Origin of the sequence: Halomonas sp. ALS9, from assembly GCF_001651035.1 — a bacterium.
In the GTDB taxonomy this organism is placed as follows: Bacteria; Pseudomonadota; Gammaproteobacteria; order Pseudomonadales; family Halomonadaceae; genus Vreelandella.
In genome coordinates, this window is record NZ_LXRG01000192.1 from 640,874 (window position 1) to 663,011 (window position 22,138).

Sequence of the window (22,138 nt, forward strand, 5' to 3'; positions counted from 1 at the left end):
TAAAAGAAGCGAGGATGTCTCCTCGCTTCATAGGCAGATGATTAGCTCGGCCAACGCACGGTCAAGCCGCCATCGACCACCAGTTGCTGGCCCGTTACGTAAGCTGCATCGTCACTGCTCAGAAAACGTGCAGCACGAGCGGCTTCATCGGCATACCCCACACGCCCTAAAGGAATTGACTTACCGGCTGCCGCTAAGCCGTCAGGCCCCAGCGAATTAACCGGATCCAGCGACTGAGGCGTCTCGATCAGACCTGGAATCAGGGTATTAACACGAATACCTCGGGGGGCTAGCTCAACTGCCAGGGACTTTACTAATCCTACTAAGCCACTTTTGGCTGCCGCATAATGGGCGTGGTTATCCCATCCATACACGCCACCGGCGATAGACGAAATAGCCACCATAGCGCCGCCTTTCTGCATTAATTTGGAAGCGCTACGGAACACCCTCATTACGCCCGTCAAGTCGACTGACAGCATGTCGTCCCATGCTTGATCGGTAAGCTCCTCTAGTGGTGCCTGGCGTAGAATGCCTGCTCCGGCCACAACGATGTGTAGGGCACCAAAGGTGTCGATGGCCGTCTGCGCAAAGTGATCGCATTGGTTAGCATCTCTAACGTCTAATGCAACCGCCACACACTCGCCGCCAATGGCTTTTACAGCGGAAACCGTTTCCTCGACATCGTGGGGATCGTTCGGGTAGTAGCCTGCCACTACCTTAACGCCAGCCTTGGCATAGCTGACAGCAAGGGCTTGGCCAATGCCACTAGCGGCACCTGAAATGATAGCCACCTTGCCTGCCAAGCCATCGTCGCGGGTTAATACGCTCATGCTAAAGCCTCCTCAATAGGGTCATTTTCAAGATGATCCACATGGCGCGTACCGAACATCAGCAAGCCACTGAGAACTAAAGGCAAAGAGCCCGCTAAAATCGCTGCCCAAATCATACTGACGCCAATCGTCAGCAGTATGGAAACCAAGCCGGAGCCAATAATCGCGCCTACCGGGGCCATTACGTGAGCCACGTTAGTACCCGTGCCACGAACGTGCGCGGGGAAAGATTCGCCCATATAGAACAAGATGGCAGCGAAAGGGCCAAGCAGGAAAAACAGCGTTATGGCGTACATCATGTAGATAAAGCTGTCATTAGCTGGGCCAAGCAACATAACGATGCTGGCCAAACCGCCCAGCAGGAACCCAACTAAAACGGTGTTGCGGCGACCAACACGATCCCCCATCCAGCCATGGCTCAGGTAGCCTACAAAACCCACTGCGTTAGCCAGAATCAATACGTAAAGAGAGTTTTCAAAACTAACCCCTTTCGCTTCAACTAATACTGTAGTGCCCAGCACCGCAAAGACTTGAATGGCCATCCAGCTGAATAGCCAGACCAACGATAGCGAGATGGTATGACGGCGCAATTCTGGTGAGAAAACGCCCTTTAGGCCCTGATTATTTCCAGTGTCGACCTCAATATCTTGCTCAGCAGCCAACTTTGCGGCGCCTGCTACGTCTCCAGCCTTACGACGACGTTCTACTTCTTTAATAGCCGCAAACACTGGAGATTCAGGCAACTTAACCGCCATAACGATAACAATAATCGAGGCACAAGCAGCGACAAAGAAGCTGCCGCGCCAGCCCACTACGGGCAATAACAGTGAGGTCATACCTGCTGCGAGTAGAGCACCCACGGGCCAGCCACTCTGTACCAGGCTGTACATGAAGCCACGCCCCTTGGCCTTCTTATAGATCTCATTGAGATAAACGGCGTTTACCACCTCTTCTGAAACCGCAAAGCCAGAGAAAGCGCGAATAATCACCATCGAAGCCGCCCCCATGGCGACACCCGATAGCCCAGAACTCACTGCCCCACCGATCACCAGTAAAATCAGCGTTTTCTTGCGGCCATAACGGTCAAGCATGAAGCCGACGACCAGCGAAACCAAAAATACGCCTATCGTCGCAAAGGTGTTAATGGCCGTGGCTTTAGCCGCACTCCAACCAAAATCCTCAGCAATGACAGGAAGCAATGTTCCAAACAAGGTGTAGTCGTAGACCGACGCTACCCAGGCAATAAAGCAAACCAGCGAGGCATAGCCGATCTGCTTTTTGGTGATGACAACATTCCAGGGCTCATCAGCATGCTGACTTGCCTCGGCAGTGGTATTTGAATTTGGCTCAGCCATCGACTTCACCCTCTTTTCAATTATCGTTTTGTATTATCAGTAATGCTTATCGGCATTAGCTGCGTGGGCTGCGCTTAGCGAAGTCATCGGCGATCTCATCGAAGGTACAGAAGCGCACGCCCTCGTGGCTCTGCATATATTCAATCAGACGCTCAAGCATCATCAGCACTTGAGGGCGGCCCGAAACATCAGGGTGAATGGTCATGGTAAACACCGCGTAGTCGTTCTCGCGGTAGACCCAATCAAACTGGTCTTGCCACATTTCACCCAGATGACGCGGGCTGACAAAACCATGGCTGTTGGGCGACTTTTTGATAAACATCATTGGTGGGAGGTCATCGAGATACCAGTTGGCAGGAATCTCAATCAAATCGGTTTCCTCGCCGCGAACCAGCGGCTTCATCCACTCCTTCGCAGGCTTGGAGTAATCGATCTTGGTCCAGGAGTCGCCAACGCGAACGTAATAAGGGTGGAAGTCATTGTGCATTAAGCTGTGGTCGTACTTGATACCACGCTCAAGTAAAAGCTCATTGGTGACCGGGCTAAACTCCCACCACGGGGCCACATAACCTGTTGGTCGCTTACCGGATAGCTTAGTGACCAAATCAATGTTGTAGTCCAGTACGTCCCGCTCCTGCTCTCGCGTCATAGCGATAGGGTTTTCGTGACTATAGCCATGAACGCCAACCTCGTGACCGGCATCAACAACGGCCTTCATTTGCTCCGGGAAGGTCTCAATGCTGTGGCCGGGAATGAACCAGGTCGTCTTCAGGTTGTAGCGATCAAACAGTTTTAGCAGTCGCGGCGCCCCCACTTCACCAGCAAACAAACCGCGGGAAATATCGTCGGGCGAGTCCTCACCACCGTAAGACCCCAGCCAGCCAGCGACGGCATCAACGTCAACACCAAATGCGCAGAGAATCTCTTTTTTAGCCATTTTGAACACCTCGTTGTTGGTACTTGGATATGGTGTGTTTGAAGCAGGTGAATGGCCCCTATCACCAAACACCATAAATTGAAGATTGGACACAAAGGTCATTTGTGTCAATAACGTATTACCGACTGCCAAGAACGCTCAACGCACCACTTCTCGCTGCACCAAAAAAGCAAAAAATCGCTAAAAAACACGGAAAATGCGCTATTAAATGGATAAATTCATAAATTTTGGCCGCAAAGACCTAGGCTGCTTGGTGCAGCACATCTTTAAAGAAGCGATGAAAAATATTTAAATGCCCCAAAATTGAGCGTTTTTTTGACCAATGAATCCGGGTTACATTTTAAGAAAAGGCTCCAAATCGCTAGATACTGCCCCTATCGCAAGTATCTAGCGCTTTACAGGACAGCAGTGACCTAGGAGAGGGTGGCTCAAGAAATTTTGAGCAAATAAGGCGGGAGGTCTGGCTCTGGAAAAACGGACAAAACTTTTAACCGGCGCCGAGTACGCTCGGCAGCAGCCTGGAGATGTGCTTGCAAACTTGAAGCGGCAGCATCGAAAGCACCAAACAATAGATGGTCAAGCACCAGCTGATGCTCCCTCAGAAGGGGTTCGTTCGGGGGCACACCAACCGTCTGAAAAAACATGCGATTGACGATCACCGGCAGCTGGCTCTGGGCAATCATCTCGCAGGCTTTGCGGTTTCGATAGTGACGCAGGCACTGCTGATGCAAATCTTGCTCAAGGGCCGTTATCGATGCGGCATTCTGCAGTTCGGGATGGTCAATCAAGCGCTGAGTGCTTGCTTTCATAGCCTCTAACTCAGCTTTCTCCAGCAGTGGGCCTGACGCCTTGAGCGCCGCCGGTTCAAGCAGCGCGCGAATTTCGAAATCTTCAGCTACTGCCTGGGCGGTCAGGGGGCCCGCCAGCCAGTGGGAGTAATTATCTTTTTCCACCAGCCTTTGATTACGGAGGCGCCCCAGTACTTGCCTGGCAACGGTGCGGCTAACGCCATAATATTCGCTAAGCGCGGTCTCAACGATCCGAAAGTGACCAAAGGCTAGGCAGGTGGCAACAGCCTCCTCCACCTCGGCATATATACGATCAGAGATCGGACGAGCATCGATCTGGGACTTATAGTCAGCAGCTAACCCCAGCATTTCCGGCGTCAGCGTCTGACGCTCCGGCGTGACCGTTTCAGGCTCGGACGTCGCCAAAAAACCACGCCCCTCAAAGCGACTGATCACCCCCTCTTGATGCAGCAGCTCAAGCGCCTTGCGCACTGGCCCACGGCTGGTTCCATACATCCTCGCCAGCGGCCCTTCAAGCAGCACCAAGCTGGATGGCAAACGCTGAGACAGAATGGCATCACGTAACGATTCTTGAATCTTGGCATAGCGTGGAGCCTGCCCTTCCTGAATGCTGTTAGAACGATCGTCAATGGTCAGAACCACATCCTCCACAAGCTTATCCTTCCCTAGTTGTTACCAATTCCTGCCTACCCGTCGCCATCAAAGCAAAGATACATGCAAATTGTTATATCTTAACACCTCCCACCCTGCCTTTTGAGCCGAGCAAAACCGGCAATAGCCTGCCCAACACCCTCAAACCGACACCCGCAAAGCTTTCATGTAGTTTTTCCCTTTTAAAACAAAATATTAAAGCCACACAGACAAATTTCCACCACAGAATTATCGCTCACCGCTTGCGCAATAATGTTTTTTGTATCCATACTACATTTTATAATTTTAAAAATGATCACGCCATTGTCGCCAAAACTGACTACCAATAATTCAGAGGAACAATGCAATGGGAACTACAAAAGATATCAACGCACCGGCAACATCGGCTGGATCAGACAATAGCCACCAGAACTTGCTGGAAGCCTCTATCTTGCCCGTCTGGCTGAACCAGCGAACGATCGGTTTCTTTGGTTTTATATGGTTATGGATCGGGATGGCCGTCATCATTGCCACCTTCCAACTCGGCGCTGGAGGGGTGGCTGGCCTGCCACTGATTCAAGTCGTGGCCATTATCTTCTTTGCCAACCTTGTGCTTGGCATCGTGATGAGCCTAACCGCGGATATTGGTACCGAACACGGCCTCTCCTTTGCCGTTTATTTACGTGCTCCCTTTGGGCTTAAGGGCACGCACCTCCCTGCCGTCTCCCGCGGGGTAGTCGCCGCTATTTGGTTCGGCGTACAAACATATCTCGGCGCTCTGGCCCTTAACGGCATTGTGGAGTACCTGTGGGGGTTTGATAATTGGATGGTGTGGTATGTGCTTTTTGCTGTCGTGCAGATCGTCAACACCGCTCTCGGCATCCGCGCAGTGGAATTACTGGCATCAATCGCCGCCCCCTGCATCGTCGCCATCTCCGTATGGATGTACTTCACCCTCAACGTGTTAGCCGAAACCAACGGCACCAATATATGGACCTTTGTTGGCGATCAAAACGTGGTGCCTTTGGGGCTGTTCTTCGCCAATATGGCGTTTTGGTCAGCACTCGCGGTAGATATTCCCAACTTGACCCGCTTCCTACGCACGCCGGGAGGAGAGCGCAGCTTCTTCGCCCGCAATCGCAACGTCTTCGTCGCACAGTTTCTGGCCTTACCGGCGACCCAGGCCTGGATTGCGTTGATTGGTGGCGTATCGTTTATCGCGGCAGGTGACTGGAACCCCGTCACCGTTATTCAAGGCCAGGGCGGTGGCTTAACCATGGTGGCGCTATTAGTCATGGTGATACTGGCTCAGTGGTCTACCAACAATGCCGCCAACTTGATTCCGGCCGCCCTTACCTTCGTCAATGCCGGGGCACCGCGTATTAGCTACCCTGTTGCCTTGGTCATCGCCGGTATCATCGGCACCGCCTCCATGCCCTGGTTGATTCTGAACAACTTGTTTACCTTCCTCAGCTACTATGGCGCGGTACTCTCCGCTGTCGGTGGGATTATGGTCGCGGATTACTATATTTTGCGGCACCGTCGCCTTAACGTGCCCGCACTATACGATCCCGCAGGCCAGTTCCGGTTTTTCAATGGTTTCAATCCCGCTGGCATTATCGCCTGGCTGGTGGGCGGGGTCATGGCGCTAATATTCCTACAGTACGCCTATGCCGTTGGCTTCATTACCGCATTGGTGGTGTACGTCATACTGATGAAAACCTGGATCCTGCGTCGCTATCCTCAAGAAGAGCTAGCGAGCAATTTTGATGATCGTTTTCTAGCGACATCAGTCGGCATGAACTGGGTCTACACCGAGCAGAAACGCTTCGAGCGCCTGACGACCGATGACATCCCGACCTCTGCGCTTAAGCGTGAAGATCGCTAAGCTGACATTCATCGTCGCTACAGCGCCAATCGACTAACTCGGGGGACTTTTTTATGGCCCATTATCCAAGCACTGCCCTTGCCATCGGCGAAGCCATCAAACATGGCAAGCTCGACCCGGTCATGCTGACGCGCCAATGCCTGGCGGCAGCTAAAGACAGTGACGCGGTTTTTATATCGCTCACGCCAGAGCGCGCCATGTTAGAAGCCGAAGCTGCCGCTCGGCGCCAAGAACACGGCGCGTCTCTGGGGCCGCTTGATGGCGTCCCAATTGCCTGGAAGGATCTGTTCGATGTTGCAGGGGTCGCAACGACGGCTGGCGGTCGAGTGCTGGGCGAAGAGCCCGCCAAGATCGATGCCACGGCGGTTCGCCATGCGACTGCGGCGGGCATGGTATGCCTGGGCAAGACCAACCTGACAGAACTGGCCTACTCTGGCCTTGGGCTAAACCCACACTATGGCACGCCTCACCACACGCCGGGCACAGGAGAGACCAGGGTGCCCGGCGGCTCAAGTTCCGGCTCCGCAGTGGCCGTCGCCAAAGGCATCGTCCCTGCAGCTATCGGCACCGACACGGCGGGCTCGCTGCGTGTGCCTGCTGCCTTTAATGGCCTGACAGCCTATCGCCCATCCCAGGCACGCCATAGTCGGCAAGGCGTGACGCCCTTAGCCCATAGCCTGGACACCATTGGCGTTATCGCCACCTCCCTAGAAGACTGCTTGGCCATTGACGATGCCATGCGAGGAGAAGAGGTCACAACGCGGGAGGCTGCTGACCCCGAGCGCACGGTCATCGTGCTGGATACTGCCTATCTGGATGACGAGCGTATCGAAGAGGGCGTACGGCAAAACCTAGAACGCAGCGCCGAGCAGCTTGTTAATGCAGGCTTTCACCTGGTCAGACGCAAGCTTGCCAGCGTGAGCGGCACCCTGAATCTTATTCAACAGCACGGCTGGCTGGGCGCAGCAGAAGCTTACACCGAGTACCGTCAGCTGTTGGAAAGCGACGCGGCAGAGGCGATGGATCCCAGAGTTCGGCAGCGACTGTTGAGTGCGCAGAAGATGGCACCGAACAGCATAGTGACGCTTTATCGCCAGCGCCGGGCACTTCAAGCGCAGCTTCGCCAGGAACTCGCCGAGGCAACGCTACTCTCGCCTACCGTTGCTCACGTTGCGCCGTTCCTTGCACCTTTGGAAGATAACCCAGAGCGTTTCGCTGAAGTGAATCTCGCCACGCTGCGGCTAAGCATGGTGGCAAGCCTGCTTGATGCCCCGGCTGTCGCACTGCCTAGCGGTCTTGACGAGAATCAGCAGCACACCAGCATTCAGCTAACGGCACCTTGCGGAGAGGATGAGGCGCTCATGAGAGTTGCCCTTGCTGCCAGCTATCACTTGGGTCTCTCGACTGAAAGCCGATAGTCCCGTTGCCAACCTGAATTAACTGTTAAAGGAGCGGTTATGTGCGGATTATGCGGCGTATTCGGCGGTGAAAACCACTGGAGCACTCACATCGAAGACCCTGAACAGGCTCACTACGAGCGTCGCCGTTCCAGGGCCTACCGGGCAGAACTGATCAACCGCGTACTTAAGCCGCATCGCCTAGTGCTCGAGGATTTTCAGGCATCCAGCTTTGTGATTGCCACCGCGACAGGCAAACGCGAGATTGTCCAGGATCTAGGCGGCATCTGGCGCCAAGCCGAGCTGATGACCGGGCGGGATATCGACCCTTTGGATGCAAATTTTCTGGCATCGTTAAACTAACGCTTAGATGTTTCTAGCTTGCCCCAGAGAGGAGCCGATCAATGAACGACCCGACGCCACTGCTACCGGTTCATGTGATATCCGGCTTTCTGGGCAGTGGCAAAACCACCTTGCTCAAATCGGTACTGGCCAGTGAAGACTTCGGCGACAGTGCCGTGCTGATCAACGAATTCGGCGACGTGGGCCTGGACAACCGCCTGCTGGGTGAAATCGCCGAAGATGCTGTGCTGCTTTCCAGTGGCTGTGTCTGCTGCACCATCCGTGGCGAGCTGTCTGAGGCGTTAAGACGTCTGATGTCACAGCGGCAGGACGGTAAGATTCCGCCCTTCAAGCGCATCATTCTGGAAACCACTGGTCTCGCCGACCCCGGCCCCATCGCTTCAACGATCACCGCAGACCCAATGCTACGGCATCACCTGCGCCCAGGCACAAATCTCACCCTGGTCGACGCCCTCAACGCCACCGACAGCCGCAAGCTCCAGCCGGTGTGGGAGTCCCAGATTGCAGTAGCCGATAAACTCGTCATCAGTAAGGTCGACCTGGTCGATCAAGCCCAGCTGAATGAGGTTCAAAGCCTGATTGACACCATCAACCCGGCCGCGCAGCAATTGGGCCAGGAAGCCTTACAACAGGCCAGCGATGAGCTCTTCGGTAGCGGCCCTCACATTGACCACTACAGCTACTCAGAGGTAAAAACATGGCTTGGCCCCTGGCGCAAACCGCCAGAGCCGGAGGCGGTTAATCATCTGGGGGATGTTCAGTCATTTCGCCTCTGCTTTGATGGCGAAGTAGACTGGACGTGCTTTGGCATTTGGCTCTCGATGTTGCTCAATCGCCATGGCAGTCAAATCATGCGAGTCAAAGGTGTGTTACATGTCAAAGATGATACCCGCCCGGTGATCATCCACGGTGTTCAGCACACCATTCATCCACCGGAGCACGTAAGCGACTGGCCTAAAAACGACCGCATCTCGGAGCTGATTTTCATCACTCATGGCATCACCGCCAAGCGCGTGACAGACTCGCTGGAGACCTTCATGAAGGCCGTTAGCAACCACCCAAGCCCCAGGATATTCCATGCATGAAGCGGCATCACCCAAAGAGCTTGCCATGCCCTATGTGAATCGTGGCCCCGTTACCCTAAGGGTGCTCGGCACCTCGGTGACACTGCTTGAAAGTATTCGCAAGCGTGCCAGGGAAGACCTGGGCATTCGCCTTACCTTCGAGGTACTCGATGGCGTTGCCGCCCAGCAAGCGGGGGTGCTAACCCCGGACAGCTTCGATATCTATGACCAATGGTTTCACAACGTCGACTTCGTGTGGCCCGCTAATGCGATTCAACCCATTCAGGTGGATCGCATCACACACTGGGACATGATCAATGATCTGCCCAAGACAGGTAGGCTAACGCCCCACGCGCCCCTGGGAGCAGGCAGTAATCCGGTCGATCTTCTCTATGTCCAGCCCGATGGCTGTTACGGTTCTCGCCCAAGCGGGCATATCACCATGCTCCCGGTTAGCCACAATGTGGACAGCTTCGGTTATCGCATGGACATGCTCCCAAAAGGGCTGGATATCAACCAAGAGAGCTGGAGCTGGTTGCTGGACAAGCGCTGGAAAGGCATGGTCAGCCTGCAAAATGACAGTGCCATCGGCGCCATTGACGCCGCATTGGCCGCCAAAGCAGCGGGGTTGGTCGAGTTCGAAGACCTTGGCAACCTGAGCGTGGCAGAGATCGACTGCCTGATTGATTGCCTTATCAATCTCAAGCGTCAGCAACACTTTCGCGCCTTCTGGAGCAACCAGGATCAAGCCTCTTCCGATATGGTGCGCGGCCGGGTCGGCATCGAAAGCCTCTGGTCACCCGCCATGACGGATCTCAAAAAACGCAACATCAAGGTGCGCATGGCGGCACCCACAGAGGGCTATCGCGCTTGGTACGGCGGCATGTCAATCTCACGGCATGTGAAGGGGCGCACGCTAGATGCGGCTTATGACTACCTCAACTGGTGGATTTCAGGATGGCCCGGCGCCGTCATGGCCCGCCAGGGCTATTACATTTCCACCCCAGAACTGACCCGCCCTCACCTATCCGCTGCGGAGTGGGACTTTTGGTATGGCGGCCAACCTGCCGCCAAGAACCTTCCAGGCCCCGATGGCACTTCTGATCTGATTCATCGAGGCGAAATCCGCGACGGCGGAGACTACCAGACAAGAATGAGCCGTATCGCGGTGTGGAATACCGTCATGGATGAGCATAACTATTTGGTCAGGCGCTGGAATGATTTTATGTCAGCTTAAAGTGCAAGCTTCGTACTGGCAGATGACTAAAAGCACATGCCTCCGCCTCTTGGTTCTCAAGAGCTTACGCGGAGCTCTTGCTTACTCGGCACTTTGTCTCTGCCCACCAGCTACCATCTAAGCAATACTGCTCCTGCAGCACACCCGCCAAAGCTGGAAAATGTTATGAGTCCCAATAGAGCCCGCCACGAAGGAGCGTTGAAAAGAAAAGCTTACGAGCCTCATCCTACTTCGGCAGCTTGTGCTAGGCTAATTTCAGTAGAGAGTTGAGCTCGTGCCCGAAAGCTAAAAGGCAGCGTATAGCTATGCAGCGCATAAGACTGAAAACGACCCAAAGCGGACGTTCGCAGAATAGAAGCCCCTGGTTCACAATGCGTTTTTTTCTGGTCATTTCTGTAACGTGAAGGCTTGTATTGCCAGAGGATAATCTTGCAAATACATATAAAACAATTGCTTATGATCAGAGTTTTTATGCTTATGCGCAATGTTCAGAGACGGGTGATAATGTTAACGCGCATGCGCATTTTTCTAACGAGCCTTACTAGCAGGAAATAGTATTTACGCCTTTTTATCAGTAGATTAGATGCATTTTGGCAAGGTGGGCCTTCCCAGAAAAACGCGCATGTGCATGAGTAAAACTGTTAAGTTTCTAGAGAAGTATGCGGGCAGGAAGGAGGTTTAATGAAAAAGATGTTTTTAGCTTCATCTTTCGTGGATGTGGCCGATTTATTCGTGAAATTCGCCGAGGAAAAATGTGCAGGCAAAACCGTTACATTTATACCTACTGCGAGCCTTGTCGAAGAAGTGAAATTTTATGTGGACGCTGGAAAAGAGGCCCTTGAAAAACGTGGGCTAATTGTTGATGAGCTTGAAATTTCAACGGCAGCACAAGAAAAAATAGAAAGCACGATTCAAAAAAATGATTACATCTATATTACTGGCGGCAACACTTTCTTTTTACTTCAAGAGCTGAAAAGAACGGGTGCGGATAAATTAATATCAGCACACATAAATTCAGGAAAAATGTATATTGGAGAGTCTGCCGGTTCCATTGTGCTTTCATGCAATATTGAGTATGTAAAAGACATGGATGATTTCACTGCCGCGCCGAACATAGGGACGTTTTCATCATTAGGTATGATTGATTTTTATCCGGTTCCTCATCATACAAACTTTCCATTCAAAGAGTCAGTTGAGAGCATCATCTCTAGTTATGAAGGGAAAATGGGTCTTTGTCCAATTAGCAACACACAAGCAATTATCGTAAATGGTAATAAATTTGAGATCTGGGGCACCGAAACTTAACAAGTTACTGCACCGGAAAAATAACTCGCTGGCGCTCGTCATTTTCCGGTGAGTAAAGCGTTACGTGTATTGAACTTGGAGGCTCCGTGAAGCCTGAAATAAAGACCAAATTTTCGACGTACCCAGATGAAGCGCAAAGGAAGCTTGAGGCCGTCCATCACCTCATTCTTGCGGTTGCGGAAGAAAACGATTTGGGTGAGGTTGAAGAAACTCTCAAATGGGGTGAGGCAAGCTACCTTGTAAAGGGGGCACTACGATTCGAATGGATTGGAAGGAGAAAGACCCTGATGCCATAAAGGTATATTTCCATTGCCAGACTACATTGATCGAAACCTTCAGGGAGATATACCGCGATGAATTCGAGTATGAGGGCAAAAGAGCGATTGTTATCCCCCTGGACGCAGCTATCAAAGAAGGGCCATTAAGCCATTGTCTCCAAATGGCATTAAAATACCATAGCTTGAAACATCGTCCTTTGCTTGGAGCTTGAGGTGACGAAAACACGTAACAAAGCCATTAAATACGCTCCCTACGGTCGCCGAACCTCGTTTCACTCGGCCGTTTATGGCGGGCGTTATGTGCCAGAGGGAAACATTCGAGAATGGGGCTAAATCAAAAGCTTGTCGAGTTCCGAAAAAAGATAAGGAACAATCAAAAATTTGTGATTGATTCGCTGATTAGTGATCATGCGACGAATATCTGTATTTTTTGCGGTGAAGATGATGATTTAACCAAAGAGCACGTAATTCCTCAGTGGGTTTACGACCGCTGCACGAAAAGATATTTTGTAACCACGACGAACAAAGCTTCACAGAGCTACAACAAAACAACGGTTCCTGCTTGTAAAGATTGTAACAACAGTATCCTCGGGGAGCTGGAGAGATATTTAAAGCACAAATTCAGTGATATCGATCTAATTGAAAGTTATTTTGCTGACGATGACATAGAAAAGATCATTCTTTGGCTTGAGACGCTAGAATACAAATTTCAGGTTCTTGACTTAAAAAGAAATCTGAACAAAGTTAAAGGCTCGGATTACATTCCATATATTGGAAAAATGCCCATCGCTATGTTTCAAGGGCCGATGGATCAAAGCCCTTCAAAGGTGTTTTCAAACTTAAGACATGCTCTAAAGGCTCTATCCGTAAAATCAAAAATGGCTAAACTAAATTCACTATGTGTTCTCCGCACAACGAACCCGGACTTTCACTTTTTTCACTCAACTAACAACTTTATTTTTATAGAGCTTGCGCAGTATAACGTTGCATTCTTCTATTTCTACAAGGAAGAATTTGCCAGCCCTAAGGAAGCAGCGTCCAAAGCACAACAAATAGTAAAAAACGAGTATGCATCAGCAAGCACATAACAAACGGCTTCACGCAGACGTCCAAACCTCCGCAGTTTTTGTGGTTTCGCTGCGCTGCACTCTATCACAAAAACTGCTCCGGTTTGGCCGCTGGTGAGCCGGGCGTTATGTGCTCAACCTAAAGGACTATTGCATTGCGGAAAGAACTTAGAGAAAGAATTGTCGAGGTATGTGAACTCAAAATAGAGAGAAAGGGTGCGACTGTGGGACTGTCGTTTTATGCCTTTTTTAAAAACAAAAACGACCAACCAGAGGTACTCATGGAAGCCGCTCGTTGGTGGATAGAAACGCACAAATTGGATCACTTCGAAAAGGCGGTAAAGATCAAAGAAATGGTTCTATCCGGTGTGTAGTTTACCTCTTAAATCACATAACAAGGCGCAGCACTACGCAACCTTCGGCTACCGGACGCTCGCGCCGGTATGTGCGGCGTTAATCAGAACTTCCTTAAAGACCGCTTTTGGCCGAAAGCAGCTAAACAAAAAAAAGGGGCCTGCGATTTCTCGCAGGCCCCTTTTTTTGCAATTTGGCGCGCCCGGCAGGAATTGAACCTGCGACCCTCGGCTTCGGAGGCTAATTCTAAGTCTTGCCGATAAACTCACCAATCTAAGCACCCTAACAAAAAAAGGTCATTTTAATTTATAAAAAAAACAGCTAGTTGTAAAGCTTCAGCCCCCTCATAGCTCTTTCCGCTTTATCCCGATTTATACCGACCGTTGCCCATCGCCTCCATCAAAGTGGTCACATAGTGTGATTTTAAAATGTCGGGTTTTCGGACGGTTTTGACCTTTGGCGGTAGTGCCTTACCTGTATTTCTTAACAAACCATGATGATCAACTCGGGAAAAGCATCTCCTCTACCCCCACTGCAAAACTGCCCAATAAGATGATAAGACGCCGTTTATTGAGCGGCTTACCAATCAGAACAAGGGCTACTTTTTCCCACGGCTTTCAGTAAGAGCTTAATGAATAATTCGCTTTATATGGCCTGCCGAGCGGGCGTCAACAGACATGCTGCATACTTGAACTCGGGGATCTTGCCGTAGGGATCCAGCGACGCCGCGAGCTGCCCGATGGCGTATCACAAATTACCTCAGGGTGATGCGGAAAGCCGTGACCGATCAGCCGCTGCTCAAGAAGATGGAAAAGGCGCTGACGACCCTGGCTCGGCATACCGAGCAGATCGCGAGGCACTGGGTATCGGGGCTAACCAATGCACGGCTGGAGGGGATGAACGGTTTGTTTCAGGCAGCGAGATCACACGCACGCGGCTAAAGGAGAGGCTAACTTCATTGCCATGATCTACCTGATGAGCAGCCCCGTGGGGTGTCTGCTTGATTAGGCCAATCCACATGAAACGTCAAAGAGCCTAAATATTGGCTGCCGATAGCTACGTCACTTTAAAAAATCAACATGCTCTGCTTTGCATATAAGTCTAATATGTCGACGCAGCGCTTAGCCGCGAGGATTCCGGTACGCTGTGACACCACAGCTCTACTTTCGTCTTACCTATTAGCGTTTCATCAGCGTAGCGAGGACGGCTCGGGCAAGTGCGATATTGTATCTACGACTTCCGTAAAGACGGCTATTCTCGATAAACACCAAACTCTCCCGCAACTTCCGCCAGCTTATTGTGTAACGCCGTCAGTAGCTCGGCCTTGGCCGAACTGGCGCGATGGATCATGCCAATTTGTCTGAAGACTTGGGGCTCACCGAACGGCAATGTCAGCATGTCGCGACCGTTCTCGCGCACCGCGATATTTGGCACGATGCTGGCACCAAGGCCCGCGGCCACGCACTCCACGATGGCCGGCACGGTGTCGATCTCAGCGATGTCCTTCACCGCTATGCCTAGCCGAGCTAGCTCGTTGTTGATCATCGCGCCCAACGGCACGTTACTGCCGAAGCGCACGAAGGGCAACGTTTCTAGCAACTTTTGGACCGGCATCGGCGGTGTGCCGGGCGGCGCTATCACTACTAGCGGCTCGCGAATGAATGGCGACCATAAGAGATCGCGCGAAACGCCTGAGTGCTCGGCGACCACCGCCACATCCAGCCGATCGGCGTTGACGTCACTGATCAACGTTGAAGACATACCAACTCGTAGGTTCACGTTCAGCTCGGGGAATTCCTGACGCAGTGCCACTATGGCACGCGGCAGTAGGCCTATAGTACTGGTGCGCACTGAGCCAATATTAAGGGTGCCCGTCACCTGCTTCCCGGACAGAACACCACGGGTTTCATCCACCAAGGCCAGAATCTGTTTAGCCGTTTCAAGCATTTTCAGCCCCTGCAGGTTGAGGCAGGGAGGACGGGAGTCACGATTGAACAGCTTAGTATCTAGCTCCTGCTCAAGCGAATGGACCTGTTGGCTAACAGCGGAAGGGGTCAAATTCACAATCAAGGCCGCCCGCGCGAAGGTGCCATGCTCAGCGATCGCTACGAATGTTCGTAGTTGGCGAGTGTCCATAACCTCTCCTCAAGTGAAGAAATACTTAACATAAAGGCAAATATTATTCGCTTTTGTATAAAAAATCTTCCTGTATTCTAAAAATCAATTCGAAAGCAGTCGACTGTGATGCTACGCCGATCAGTGTCCGGCTGCTCTCGTTACAACAGGGAGGATCTGATTTGGCACTACAACCCACCATTCTAATAACAGGCCCCGACCTTGCCCCCACTGCAAAGCAAATGGCCGAAGACGCTGGCTATACCCTCGTTCACACCCCCCCCTATCCATCTGAGGAGGTACTCACTGACTTCCTCAAACAGTACGACCCGGTTGGAGTCGTGTCTCGGATGGGGCAATTTGGTGCCGGCGCTATCGCAGCAGGGAAATCGCTACGAGTTATCTCCAAGCATGGCGCAGGCGTCGACAATATCGACATTGATGCGGCTACCCAACATGGTATCCAAGTCATCCGGGCGGCAGGTGGCAATGCCGTCTCTGTTGCGGAACACACAGTTGCTCTAATGTTCTCGACGATCAAACGTTTGCTGCCAATGGATGCGGGCATGCGGGCAGGGCGCTGGGAAAAGGCGGGTTTCCTCGGTCGAGAATTATCTGGCATGCGTTTAGGTCTAGTGGGTGGCGGCGCTATCGCTGCCGCCGTAGTGAAGCTGGTGAAAGGCATGGGTCTGGACGTGCTCGTCTACGATCCCTATGCCTCGGTGGACGCCATCAAAGCTATGGGCGCACGCCGCGCCGAACGCCTCGAGGACCTACTCCGCCAATCGGACATCGTTAGCCTGCACTGCCCCCTTACCCAAAGCAATAAGCACATCATTAACGCCGAGATGCTCGCCCTAATGCCGGCCGACAGCTACGTCATCAATACTTCTCGGGGTGGTCTGATCGACGAGGTGGCCCTGCTTGCCGCCCTAGAGAGTGGTCATATTGCAGGCGCAGGACTAGACACTTTCGAACAAGAGCCGCCATTGGACGTGAATGCTCTGGCCGCGTCTGAGCGAGTTATTCTCACGCCCCATATCGCAGGCGTCACCAAAGAAGCTGGCAAGCGCGTCGGCGAACTGGCGGTGAGCGGTATCGTGGACTTCCTCGCTGGAGAAACGCTGCCGAAAGCCCGCTTGGCCAACACCCTAGCCTGAACGCACCATCTTTAATGTTGAGTCACATGACGGAGTAATGCCATGACAGTCGGAAATAGAGTTCTTCAGCGCCAGCACCGTGTCGACGACGACCTCGTTAAGGCGTTCGCGGCACTGCCTGTCGCGGTGGTCAGCGATAGTATGTCCCGCGTATTCGCTGGCGGCTCAGGCCTTCGTCCCATGCATCGCGATGGCAACCTCGCTGGAGTCGCCCTTACTGTTCGTACGCGCCCCGGTGATAACCTGATGCTGCACAAGGCCATCGACATGGCCCAGCCCGGTGACGTCATCGTCTGCGATGCCGGAGGGGACACCACCAATGCCCTGATGGGTGAGTTAATGCTGGCTTACGCGGTCAAGAAAGGCGTTGCAGGTTTCGTGCTCAACGGTGCGCTGCGCGACCTAGATGGCTTTCGCGATACCAACCTGCCGACCTTCGCCGTAGGCGTCACGCATCGCGGCCCATACAAAAACGGGCCAGGTGAGATCAATACTCCGATCAACCTTGGCGGAATGGTTATTGAGCCGGGCGACCTAATTCTGGGTGACGCCGATGGAGTGCTGGCCGTTCCCTACGCCGATGCCGAGTCGGTGCTTAAAGCCGCCCAAGCGAAACAGGCTGCTGAAGAAAAGCAGATGGCCGCCATCCACGCCGGCGAGAACGACCGCACCTGGGTTGATAAGGCTTTGGAAACGACGGGCTGTAGTCTCCTGCGAGGCTGAGTTTGCACCTGCCCAAAGCCGCCGTCCCGCTGGCAAACGCTCGGCTTCGCGCGTACTTGGCGGGCAACGCGGCTTCGGCTGTTGGCACCTGGGCGCAACGTGTGGTGCTGCTATGGCTCGCCTGGGAGATGACAGAGTCGAGCTTCATGCTAGGGCTCATGGCAATGGCGGACCTACTGCCATCGATGGTTGTGGCTCCCTTTGCAGGCACATTGGTCGATAGACAAGATAAAATTCGCCTAGCCTTGTGGCTGCAGCTTCTCTCAATAGCACCGCCTTGCATTATGCTGATTGCCATAATGGCCGAGCTTGTCAGCCCGGCAATGTTGCTAATCGTGGCTGGATTAACTGGCATCCTGAGCGGATTCGATCACCCAACGCGTATGGTCGTTGTCGGCAGCATCGTCCCTAAAGAAGATGTGCCTGGAGCGATAGCGATCAACTCCATGGTGTTTAACCTTGCGCGGATGTTAGGTCCAGCTGCCGCTGGCATGGCGCTAACGCTGGGAGCACTTTGGTCAGTCTTCTTATTTAATATAATTAGCTATTTGCTCTTTGCACGGATACTAGCGCGGCTTTCCCGGTCAGAAAATACTAGCCAAAGGCGAGAGTTTGGAGGTTTCGAGGGGTCGACGGAAGGCAAACTCAGCCACTCAACATGGTCAGCAGTAATACATGCACTGACTGGACATCACAAGCTCTTGCTGCTGTTCTTCGCCCTTCTAGCGCTATGTTATAGGCCTATTTTCGAATTATTACCGGCTTTTGCCGGTCAGGTCGTTATTGGAGAAGCAGCAACAGCAAAAGCCTTCTCTTTAATGACGTCGGCTCAAGGGCTCGGCGCGTTAGGCGGAGGGTTGATGACTTCCCTCTTACTGACAAAAGGCTCTCCTCTCTCACTGGCCATAGGCTTCGGACTATCGGCGGTATTGGCATGCGGATTCTTTCTGATTAGCCATGTGTTATGGGCAGCATTATTAGCACTCGCATTTTTGTCAGCGGCCATCCTTGCCAATGGGGTGTGTACGCAAGTTGTTCTACAGACACAGGTGCCAGAGTCGGTGAGAGGAAAAGTATTGTCACTCTATACAATGATCTTTCGAGGCCTACCAGCCATGGGGGCTATGGCAGCCGGACTAATCGCCGAGAATACATCCAACCGCGTCATCTTCGGCTTGAGTAGCTTACCAATAGTAGCAATGTTGCTCGTGCTGCTAGTGGCTCTAAACAAGGATCGTAAAAGCTGAATTACTTATAGACCTCAAATATGTAGAAGACTTTGAATATGTAGAAGACTTCAAATCCCCATAACTTTAATAAATAAATTATTATGAGTTACTAAATAACTTGTAAAACCTCATCACAGACCAAGCTAATGTACCTCTTTTGTTACGCATTAGCGGGTTTCGATTAGGCTCGTTCCCCGTTCCGACATTGCCTCTACCCAATGAAGAACATATAGATTGATATCGCCTGAGGCATATTTTCATCTATTTGCTAAGCCATACTAATAAACTACAACTAAAGCGGCATATACAAGGCCCAAAAAACACGGTTCTTCAATGAAGAGATTCTACATCTTTCTTCAAGAAAAACGCGCTTTATACAGAAAGCCTTTTCATGTTCAACTTCTTCCAGAAGCACTCTTACCAATAGCTTAAATGCCATTGGTTCGTGCCTCTTCGATTATAGATCAATAACTAACAATATGAACAAACCCGAGCAAAACTCCAAAATGCGCTGTACCGGATGTTCCTCGAACGGTAGAGACATAACAACGATTAATGAGGTATCGATATGAAAGCCTTGAAGCCCTCTTTAGTAACTAGCCTACTCGTCATGGGTATAGCCACGACAGGTGCTACTCAAGCCGCTGATTGGACCGGCTACACCTATTCGGCGGTCTCCACCACCGCGGCAGTGAAGGGAATGGAGCGCATCACAGACCGTGCTGAAGCTGAAACAGAAGACCTATCGATCACGCTGCATTTAGGAAAGACACTGCAGATCGCCTCCAGCGATATTACCCAGGCTGTCGGCAATGGCTTTATCGATTTCTCGGCTGATCTGTTTTTCTCCGGCAACGTGCCCATAGCGCGTATCCTCAACCTGCCAATGCTGATCCAGAACGATGAGGAGTGGGATAAAGCCTATGCGGCCATGGCTCCCTATCTCACGCAAGGCTTCGCCGAGCAGGATGTCACCTTTCTGGGCGCTTATCGCTACCCGCAACAAGTCATTTTCACCTCGTTCGAGATCGACTCCCTCGACGATCTCGAGAATCATAGGATCCGAGTGACCTCACCCGAGCAGGGTGCCTTCGTCGAGGCCTTTGGAGGCGCGCCGATCACCCTATCCGGCTCCGAGGTTCCAACTGCCCTGGAGCGTGGCGTAATTGATGGTGTGCTGACAGCCAGTGCGGGCGGTGCAAAAAACTGGCACGAGTTCCTCGACTACAACTACCGCTTACCGGTGAACTACGCCTATAGCGCCATTATCGCCAATACCAACGCCTACGAGTCGCTGAGCGAAGCCGATCGCGAGACCTTCACCACCATCATCAGAGAAGAGGCTTCTAACATCACCGAGGCCTTCCTTGTAGACGAACTGGCCCAAAAAGAAGCTCAGGCGGACGCTGGCATGACCATCGTTGAAGCAAGTGATGCAGAGATCGTTAAGGCCCAGGAAGCCCTCACCCCCTTCTGGCAGGAATGGGCCAGCGAAGCCGGTCCTGAGCATGAACAGGCACTGCAGGATGTGCTCAAATCGCTCGGCAAGTGATTGATCTTTAAGAGGTTATCAACATGTCTTTCCTTCAACATGAAACAAGAAAAGGGCCGGCCTCCGCCGGCCCCATCTTTGACGTACTCTCCGCTAATGTGCGAATTCTCGCCAGCGCTGGACTAATAACGCTAACGTTATTGGTCGTCGCCGAGATCGGATCACGGTTGCTTTTCAACAGCTCCCTACATGTAGTGGAGGAGCTCTCCGGCTACTTGGTTATCGCCACCACTCTGTTCGGCGCTAGTCTCGCGATCAGGAACAATGCATTGTTTCAGGTCGGTTTTATATACGAAACCTTGCCGCCTCGAGTCAGACAGGTGCTTGGTCTGGTGTACGTCGTGCTAGCAATGGGCATTTGCGGCGTGCTCGCCTGGCACTCCTTCCTGCTCGTCATGAGTTCGTTTGCACGCGGCAACGTGGCACCCACCGCCCTGATGACACCGCTTTGGATCCCACAGATGCTGCTGCCTGTAGGCCTGTCCGTGATGACCCTATTCCTGTTAGAGCGTGCCTTGCTGCAACTAGGCATCGGAGGACAACGCTGATGGATGCAATCATTGCCTTTTCCGTCTTGCTGCTACTGATCCTCGGCGGTCTTTGGGTGCATTTCGCTGTAGGAGCCGCGGCCCTTGGGTATCTGTGGCTGATGAAGGGATTCGCTGGCTGGAATGCCCTTGGAATGGTTAGCTGGGGGGCATCCAATAGCTTCACTCTAGCCGCCATTCCGCTGTTCATCTTGATGGCGGAAATCCTACTTGGTAGCGGCCTGAGTGGTCGGCTTTATAACGGCGTCGCACCCTTCATGCGCCGCCTGCCAGGCGGACTCCTACATACCAACATATTGGGCAGCGGCATTTTCGCCGCCGTCGCTGGCGGCAGCGCTCCCACAGCCGCAGCTATGTCGACCGTGGCCCTGCCAGCCCTATCCGCACGGGGCTACCAGAAGCGTATCATCGCTGGCTCACTGGCCGCCGGTGGCACTCTGGGCATATTGATTCCGCCCTCAATCACGATGATCATTTACGCTACCTTCACCGAGACCTCTATAGCCAAGCTGTTCGCGGCCGGACTGGTACCGGGTATTCTGCTGGCTGGCTGCTACAGCCTGTTTATTGCCGTGCGCTCGCTACTTAATCCCTCGCTGGTGCCACGTGACACCACCAAGTTACGGCTTTCAGACTATATAAAGGCGGCCCTGGATGTTGTGCCGTTCATGATATTGATCGGCTTGGTGCTGGGCAGTATCTATGCGGGCATCGCCACGCCTACTGAGGCCGGCGCTGTCGGCGTAGTTGGGGCAGTAGTGATCGCTGCCGCCTACCGTCGGCTCAGCTTGAGCATATTACGCAAGGCCATCTCGCGAACCCTGGTCATGAGCGGCAACGTGCTGTTTATCGTCTTTATTTCGATGATTTTCGCCTACGCCACCGCGCTATCCGGCGTCGGCGAGGATCTTGTTAGCTGGGTGTCCGAAGCGGACATGTCGCCGTTCGCTTTTCTCATAATCTTGCTGGTCACCTTCGCCATCCTCGGCTGCTTTATGGAAGGTCTAGGCATGATCGCGATCATTGTGCCGGTCATCTTTCCAGTGCTGATGGCGATGAATATCGATCCAGTGTGGTTTGGCGTGTTCGTGGTCATCCTGGTCGAACTCGGCCAACTAACGCCGCCACTGGGCATCATCCTGTTCGTGGTCGCAAGTTCGGACCCCACCGTTAAAGTCGAAGACGTCGTCATGGGTGTGCTGCCCTTCTTCCTGATCATCCTGGCCTTCCTGATTCTGCTTATCTGGTTCCCCGACATCGCCCTGTGGCTCCCTAACAAGACCTTTGGAGGTTGAAC

General features: G+C 52.6%; 21 protein-coding genes. 16 read left to right on the top strand and 5 right to left on the bottom strand.

The window, feature by feature from the left end; genetic code table 11:
- Positions 1-41: 41 nt before the first annotated feature.
- The 4 genes from A6R74_RS16710 to A6R74_RS16725 form a co-directional block, all read right to left on the bottom strand.
- A complete protein-coding gene (locus tag A6R74_RS16710; protein WP_064235602.1) occupies positions 42-830 on the bottom strand; it encodes an SDR family NAD(P)-dependent oxidoreductase in 789 nt (262 codons plus the stop codon).
- Positions 827-2,185, bottom strand: coding sequence for an MFS transporter (locus A6R74_RS16715; RefSeq protein ID WP_064235603.1), 1,359 nt, complete (start codon positions 2,183-2,185; stop codon positions 827-829). Before A6R74_RS16715 ends, A6R74_RS16710 begins: the two co-directional genes overlap by 4 nt.
- Before the next feature lie 55 nt (positions 2,186-2,240).
- Positions 2,241-3,122 (bottom strand): polysaccharide deacetylase family protein, encoded by an 882-nt coding sequence (locus tag A6R74_RS16720; protein ID WP_064235604.1) that lies wholly within the window; start codon positions 3,120-3,122, stop codon positions 2,241-2,243.
- 428 nt (positions 3,123-3,550) lie between these two features.
- Entirely contained in the window at positions 3,551-4,582 is a 1,032-nt protein-coding gene (locus A6R74_RS16725; protein ID WP_205634198.1) for a GntR family transcriptional regulator, read from the bottom strand.
- 346 nt (positions 4,583-4,928) lie between these two features.
- Between A6R74_RS16725 and A6R74_RS16730 the strand changes: the two genes are divergently transcribed.
- From A6R74_RS16730 to A6R74_RS23680, 10 genes are all read left to right on the top strand, one after another.
- Complete coding sequence (locus A6R74_RS16730; RefSeq protein WP_064235605.1) at positions 4,929-6,449, top strand: NCS1 family transporter; 1,521 nt, start codon at positions 4,929-4,931, stop codon at positions 6,447-6,449.
- Between the two features lie 53 nt (positions 6,450-6,502).
- A complete protein-coding gene (locus tag A6R74_RS16735; protein WP_064235606.1) occupies positions 6,503-7,867 on the top strand; it encodes an amidase family protein in 1,365 nt (454 codons plus the stop codon).
- Positions 7,868-7,906: 39 nt separating this feature from the next.
- Positions 7,907-8,209, top strand: a complete 303-nt coding sequence (locus A6R74_RS16740; RefSeq protein WP_064235607.1) for a hypothetical protein — start codon at positions 7,907-7,909, stop codon at positions 8,207-8,209.
- 41 nt (positions 8,210-8,250) lie between these two features.
- A complete protein-coding gene (locus tag A6R74_RS16745; protein WP_064235608.1) occupies positions 8,251-9,294 on the top strand; it encodes a CobW family GTP-binding protein in 1,044 nt (347 codons plus the stop codon).
- Positions 9,287-10,510 carry an ABC transporter substrate-binding protein gene (locus A6R74_RS23160; RefSeq protein ID WP_082906718.1) on the top strand — a complete coding sequence of 408 codons (1,224 nt, stop codon included), beginning with the start codon at positions 9,287-9,289 and terminating at the stop codon, positions 10,508-10,510. Before A6R74_RS16745 ends, A6R74_RS23160 begins: the two co-directional genes overlap by 8 nt.
- Positions 10,511-11,191: 681 nt before the next feature.
- Entirely contained in the window at positions 11,192-11,815 is a 624-nt protein-coding gene (locus tag A6R74_RS16755) for a Type 1 glutamine amidotransferase-like domain-containing protein (protein ID WP_064235609.1), read from the top strand.
- Between the two features lie 86 nt (positions 11,816-11,901).
- Complete coding sequence (locus A6R74_RS22960) at positions 11,902-12,111, top strand: hypothetical protein (RefSeq protein WP_205634199.1); 210 nt, start codon at positions 11,902-11,904, stop codon at positions 12,109-12,111.
- A gap of 365 nt (positions 12,112-12,476) precedes the next feature.
- Entirely contained in the window at positions 12,477-13,181 is a 705-nt protein-coding gene (locus tag A6R74_RS16765) for an HNH endonuclease (protein WP_240488255.1), read from the top strand.
- 134 nt (positions 13,182-13,315) lie between these two features.
- On the top strand, positions 13,316-13,534 hold the full coding sequence (locus A6R74_RS23165; protein ID WP_064235611.1) for a DUF6500 family protein: 219 nt from the start codon (positions 13,316-13,318) through the stop codon (positions 13,532-13,534).
- A gap of 747 nt (positions 13,535-14,281) precedes the next feature.
- Positions 14,282-14,455 (top strand): transposase, encoded by a 174-nt coding sequence (locus A6R74_RS23680; protein ID WP_082906719.1) that lies wholly within the window; start codon positions 14,282-14,284, stop codon positions 14,453-14,455.
- 310 nt (positions 14,456-14,765) lie between these two features.
- Here the strand turns inward: A6R74_RS23680 and A6R74_RS16775 are convergent, their stop codons facing one another.
- Positions 14,766-15,650, bottom strand: coding sequence for a LysR substrate-binding domain-containing protein (locus A6R74_RS16775; protein ID WP_064235612.1), 885 nt, complete (start codon positions 15,648-15,650; stop codon positions 14,766-14,768).
- A 161-nt stretch (positions 15,651-15,811) separates the two neighbouring features.
- Here A6R74_RS16775 and A6R74_RS16780 point away from each other — a divergent pair, with 161 nt between their 5' ends.
- From A6R74_RS16780 to A6R74_RS16805, 6 genes are all read left to right on the top strand, one after another.
- A complete protein-coding gene (locus A6R74_RS16780) occupies positions 15,812-16,789 on the top strand; it encodes a hydroxyacid dehydrogenase (protein ID WP_240488256.1) in 978 nt (325 codons plus the stop codon).
- A gap of 42 nt (positions 16,790-16,831) precedes the next feature.
- Positions 16,832-17,512: an RraA family protein gene (locus A6R74_RS16785; RefSeq protein ID WP_064235613.1), complete on the top strand. Its 681-nt coding sequence runs from the start codon at positions 16,832-16,834 to the stop codon at positions 17,510-17,512.
- A gap of 2 nt (positions 17,513-17,514) precedes the next feature.
- Entirely contained in the window at positions 17,515-18,759 is a 1,245-nt protein-coding gene (locus A6R74_RS16790; RefSeq protein ID WP_064235614.1) for an MFS transporter, read from the top strand.
- A 550-nt stretch (positions 18,760-19,309) separates the two neighbouring features.
- Positions 19,310-20,293: a TRAP transporter substrate-binding protein DctP gene (dctP, locus tag A6R74_RS16795; protein WP_205634200.1), complete on the top strand. Its 984-nt coding sequence runs from the start codon at positions 19,310-19,312 to the stop codon at positions 20,291-20,293.
- 23 nt (positions 20,294-20,316) lie between these two features.
- Entirely contained in the window at positions 20,317-20,841 is a 525-nt protein-coding gene (locus A6R74_RS16800; RefSeq protein WP_064235615.1) for a TRAP transporter small permease, read from the top strand.
- On the top strand, positions 20,841-22,136 hold the full coding sequence (locus A6R74_RS16805) for a TRAP transporter large permease (RefSeq protein ID WP_064235616.1): 1,296 nt from the start codon (positions 20,841-20,843) through the stop codon (positions 22,134-22,136). Before A6R74_RS16800 ends, A6R74_RS16805 begins: the two co-directional genes overlap by 1 nt.
- Positions 22,137-22,138: the final 2 nt, after the last annotated feature.

Coding starts and splice junctions, on each gene's coding strand:
- A6R74_RS16710 (WP_064235602.1), bottom strand. CDS start 830: ATGAGCGTATTAACCCGCGACGATGGCTTGGCAGGCAAGGTGGCTATC.
- A6R74_RS16715 (WP_064235603.1), bottom strand. CDS start 2,185: ATGGCTGAGCCAAATTCAAATACCACTGCCGAGGCAAGTCAGCATGCT.
- A6R74_RS16720 (WP_064235604.1), bottom strand. CDS start 3,122: ATGGCTAAAAAAGAGATTCTCTGCGCATTTGGTGTTGACGTTGATGCC.
- A6R74_RS16730 (WP_064235605.1), top strand. CDS start 4,929: ATGGGAACTACAAAAGATATCAACGCACCGGCAACATCGGCTGGATCA.
- A6R74_RS16735 (WP_064235606.1), top strand. CDS start 6,503: ATGGCCCATTATCCAAGCACTGCCCTTGCCATCGGCGAAGCCATCAAA.
- A6R74_RS16740 (WP_064235607.1), top strand. CDS start 7,907: ATGTGCGGATTATGCGGCGTATTCGGCGGTGAAAACCACTGGAGCACT.
- A6R74_RS16745 (WP_064235608.1), top strand. CDS start 8,251: ATGAACGACCCGACGCCACTGCTACCGGTTCATGTGATATCCGGCTTT.
- A6R74_RS23160 (WP_082906718.1), top strand. CDS start 9,287: ATGCATGAAGCGGCATCACCCAAAGAGCTTGCCATGCCCTATGTGAAT.
- A6R74_RS16755 (WP_064235609.1), top strand. CDS start 11,192: ATGAAAAAGATGTTTTTAGCTTCATCTTTCGTGGATGTGGCCGATTTA.
- A6R74_RS23680 (WP_082906719.1), top strand. CDS start 14,282: ATGCGGAAAGCCGTGACCGATCAGCCGCTGCTCAAGAAGATGGAAAAG.
- A6R74_RS16775 (WP_064235612.1), bottom strand. CDS start 15,650: ATGGACACTCGCCAACTACGAACATTCGTAGCGATCGCTGAGCATGGC.
- A6R74_RS16785 (WP_064235613.1), top strand. CDS start 16,832: ATGACAGTCGGAAATAGAGTTCTTCAGCGCCAGCACCGTGTCGACGAC.
- dctP (WP_205634200.1), top strand. CDS start 19,310: ATGAAAGCCTTGAAGCCCTCTTTAGTAACTAGCCTACTCGTCATGGGT.
- A6R74_RS16800 (WP_064235615.1), top strand. CDS start 20,317: ATGTCTTTCCTTCAACATGAAACAAGAAAAGGGCCGGCCTCCGCCGGC.
- A6R74_RS16805 (WP_064235616.1), top strand. CDS start 20,841: ATGGATGCAATCATTGCCTTTTCCGTCTTGCTGCTACTGATCCTCGGC.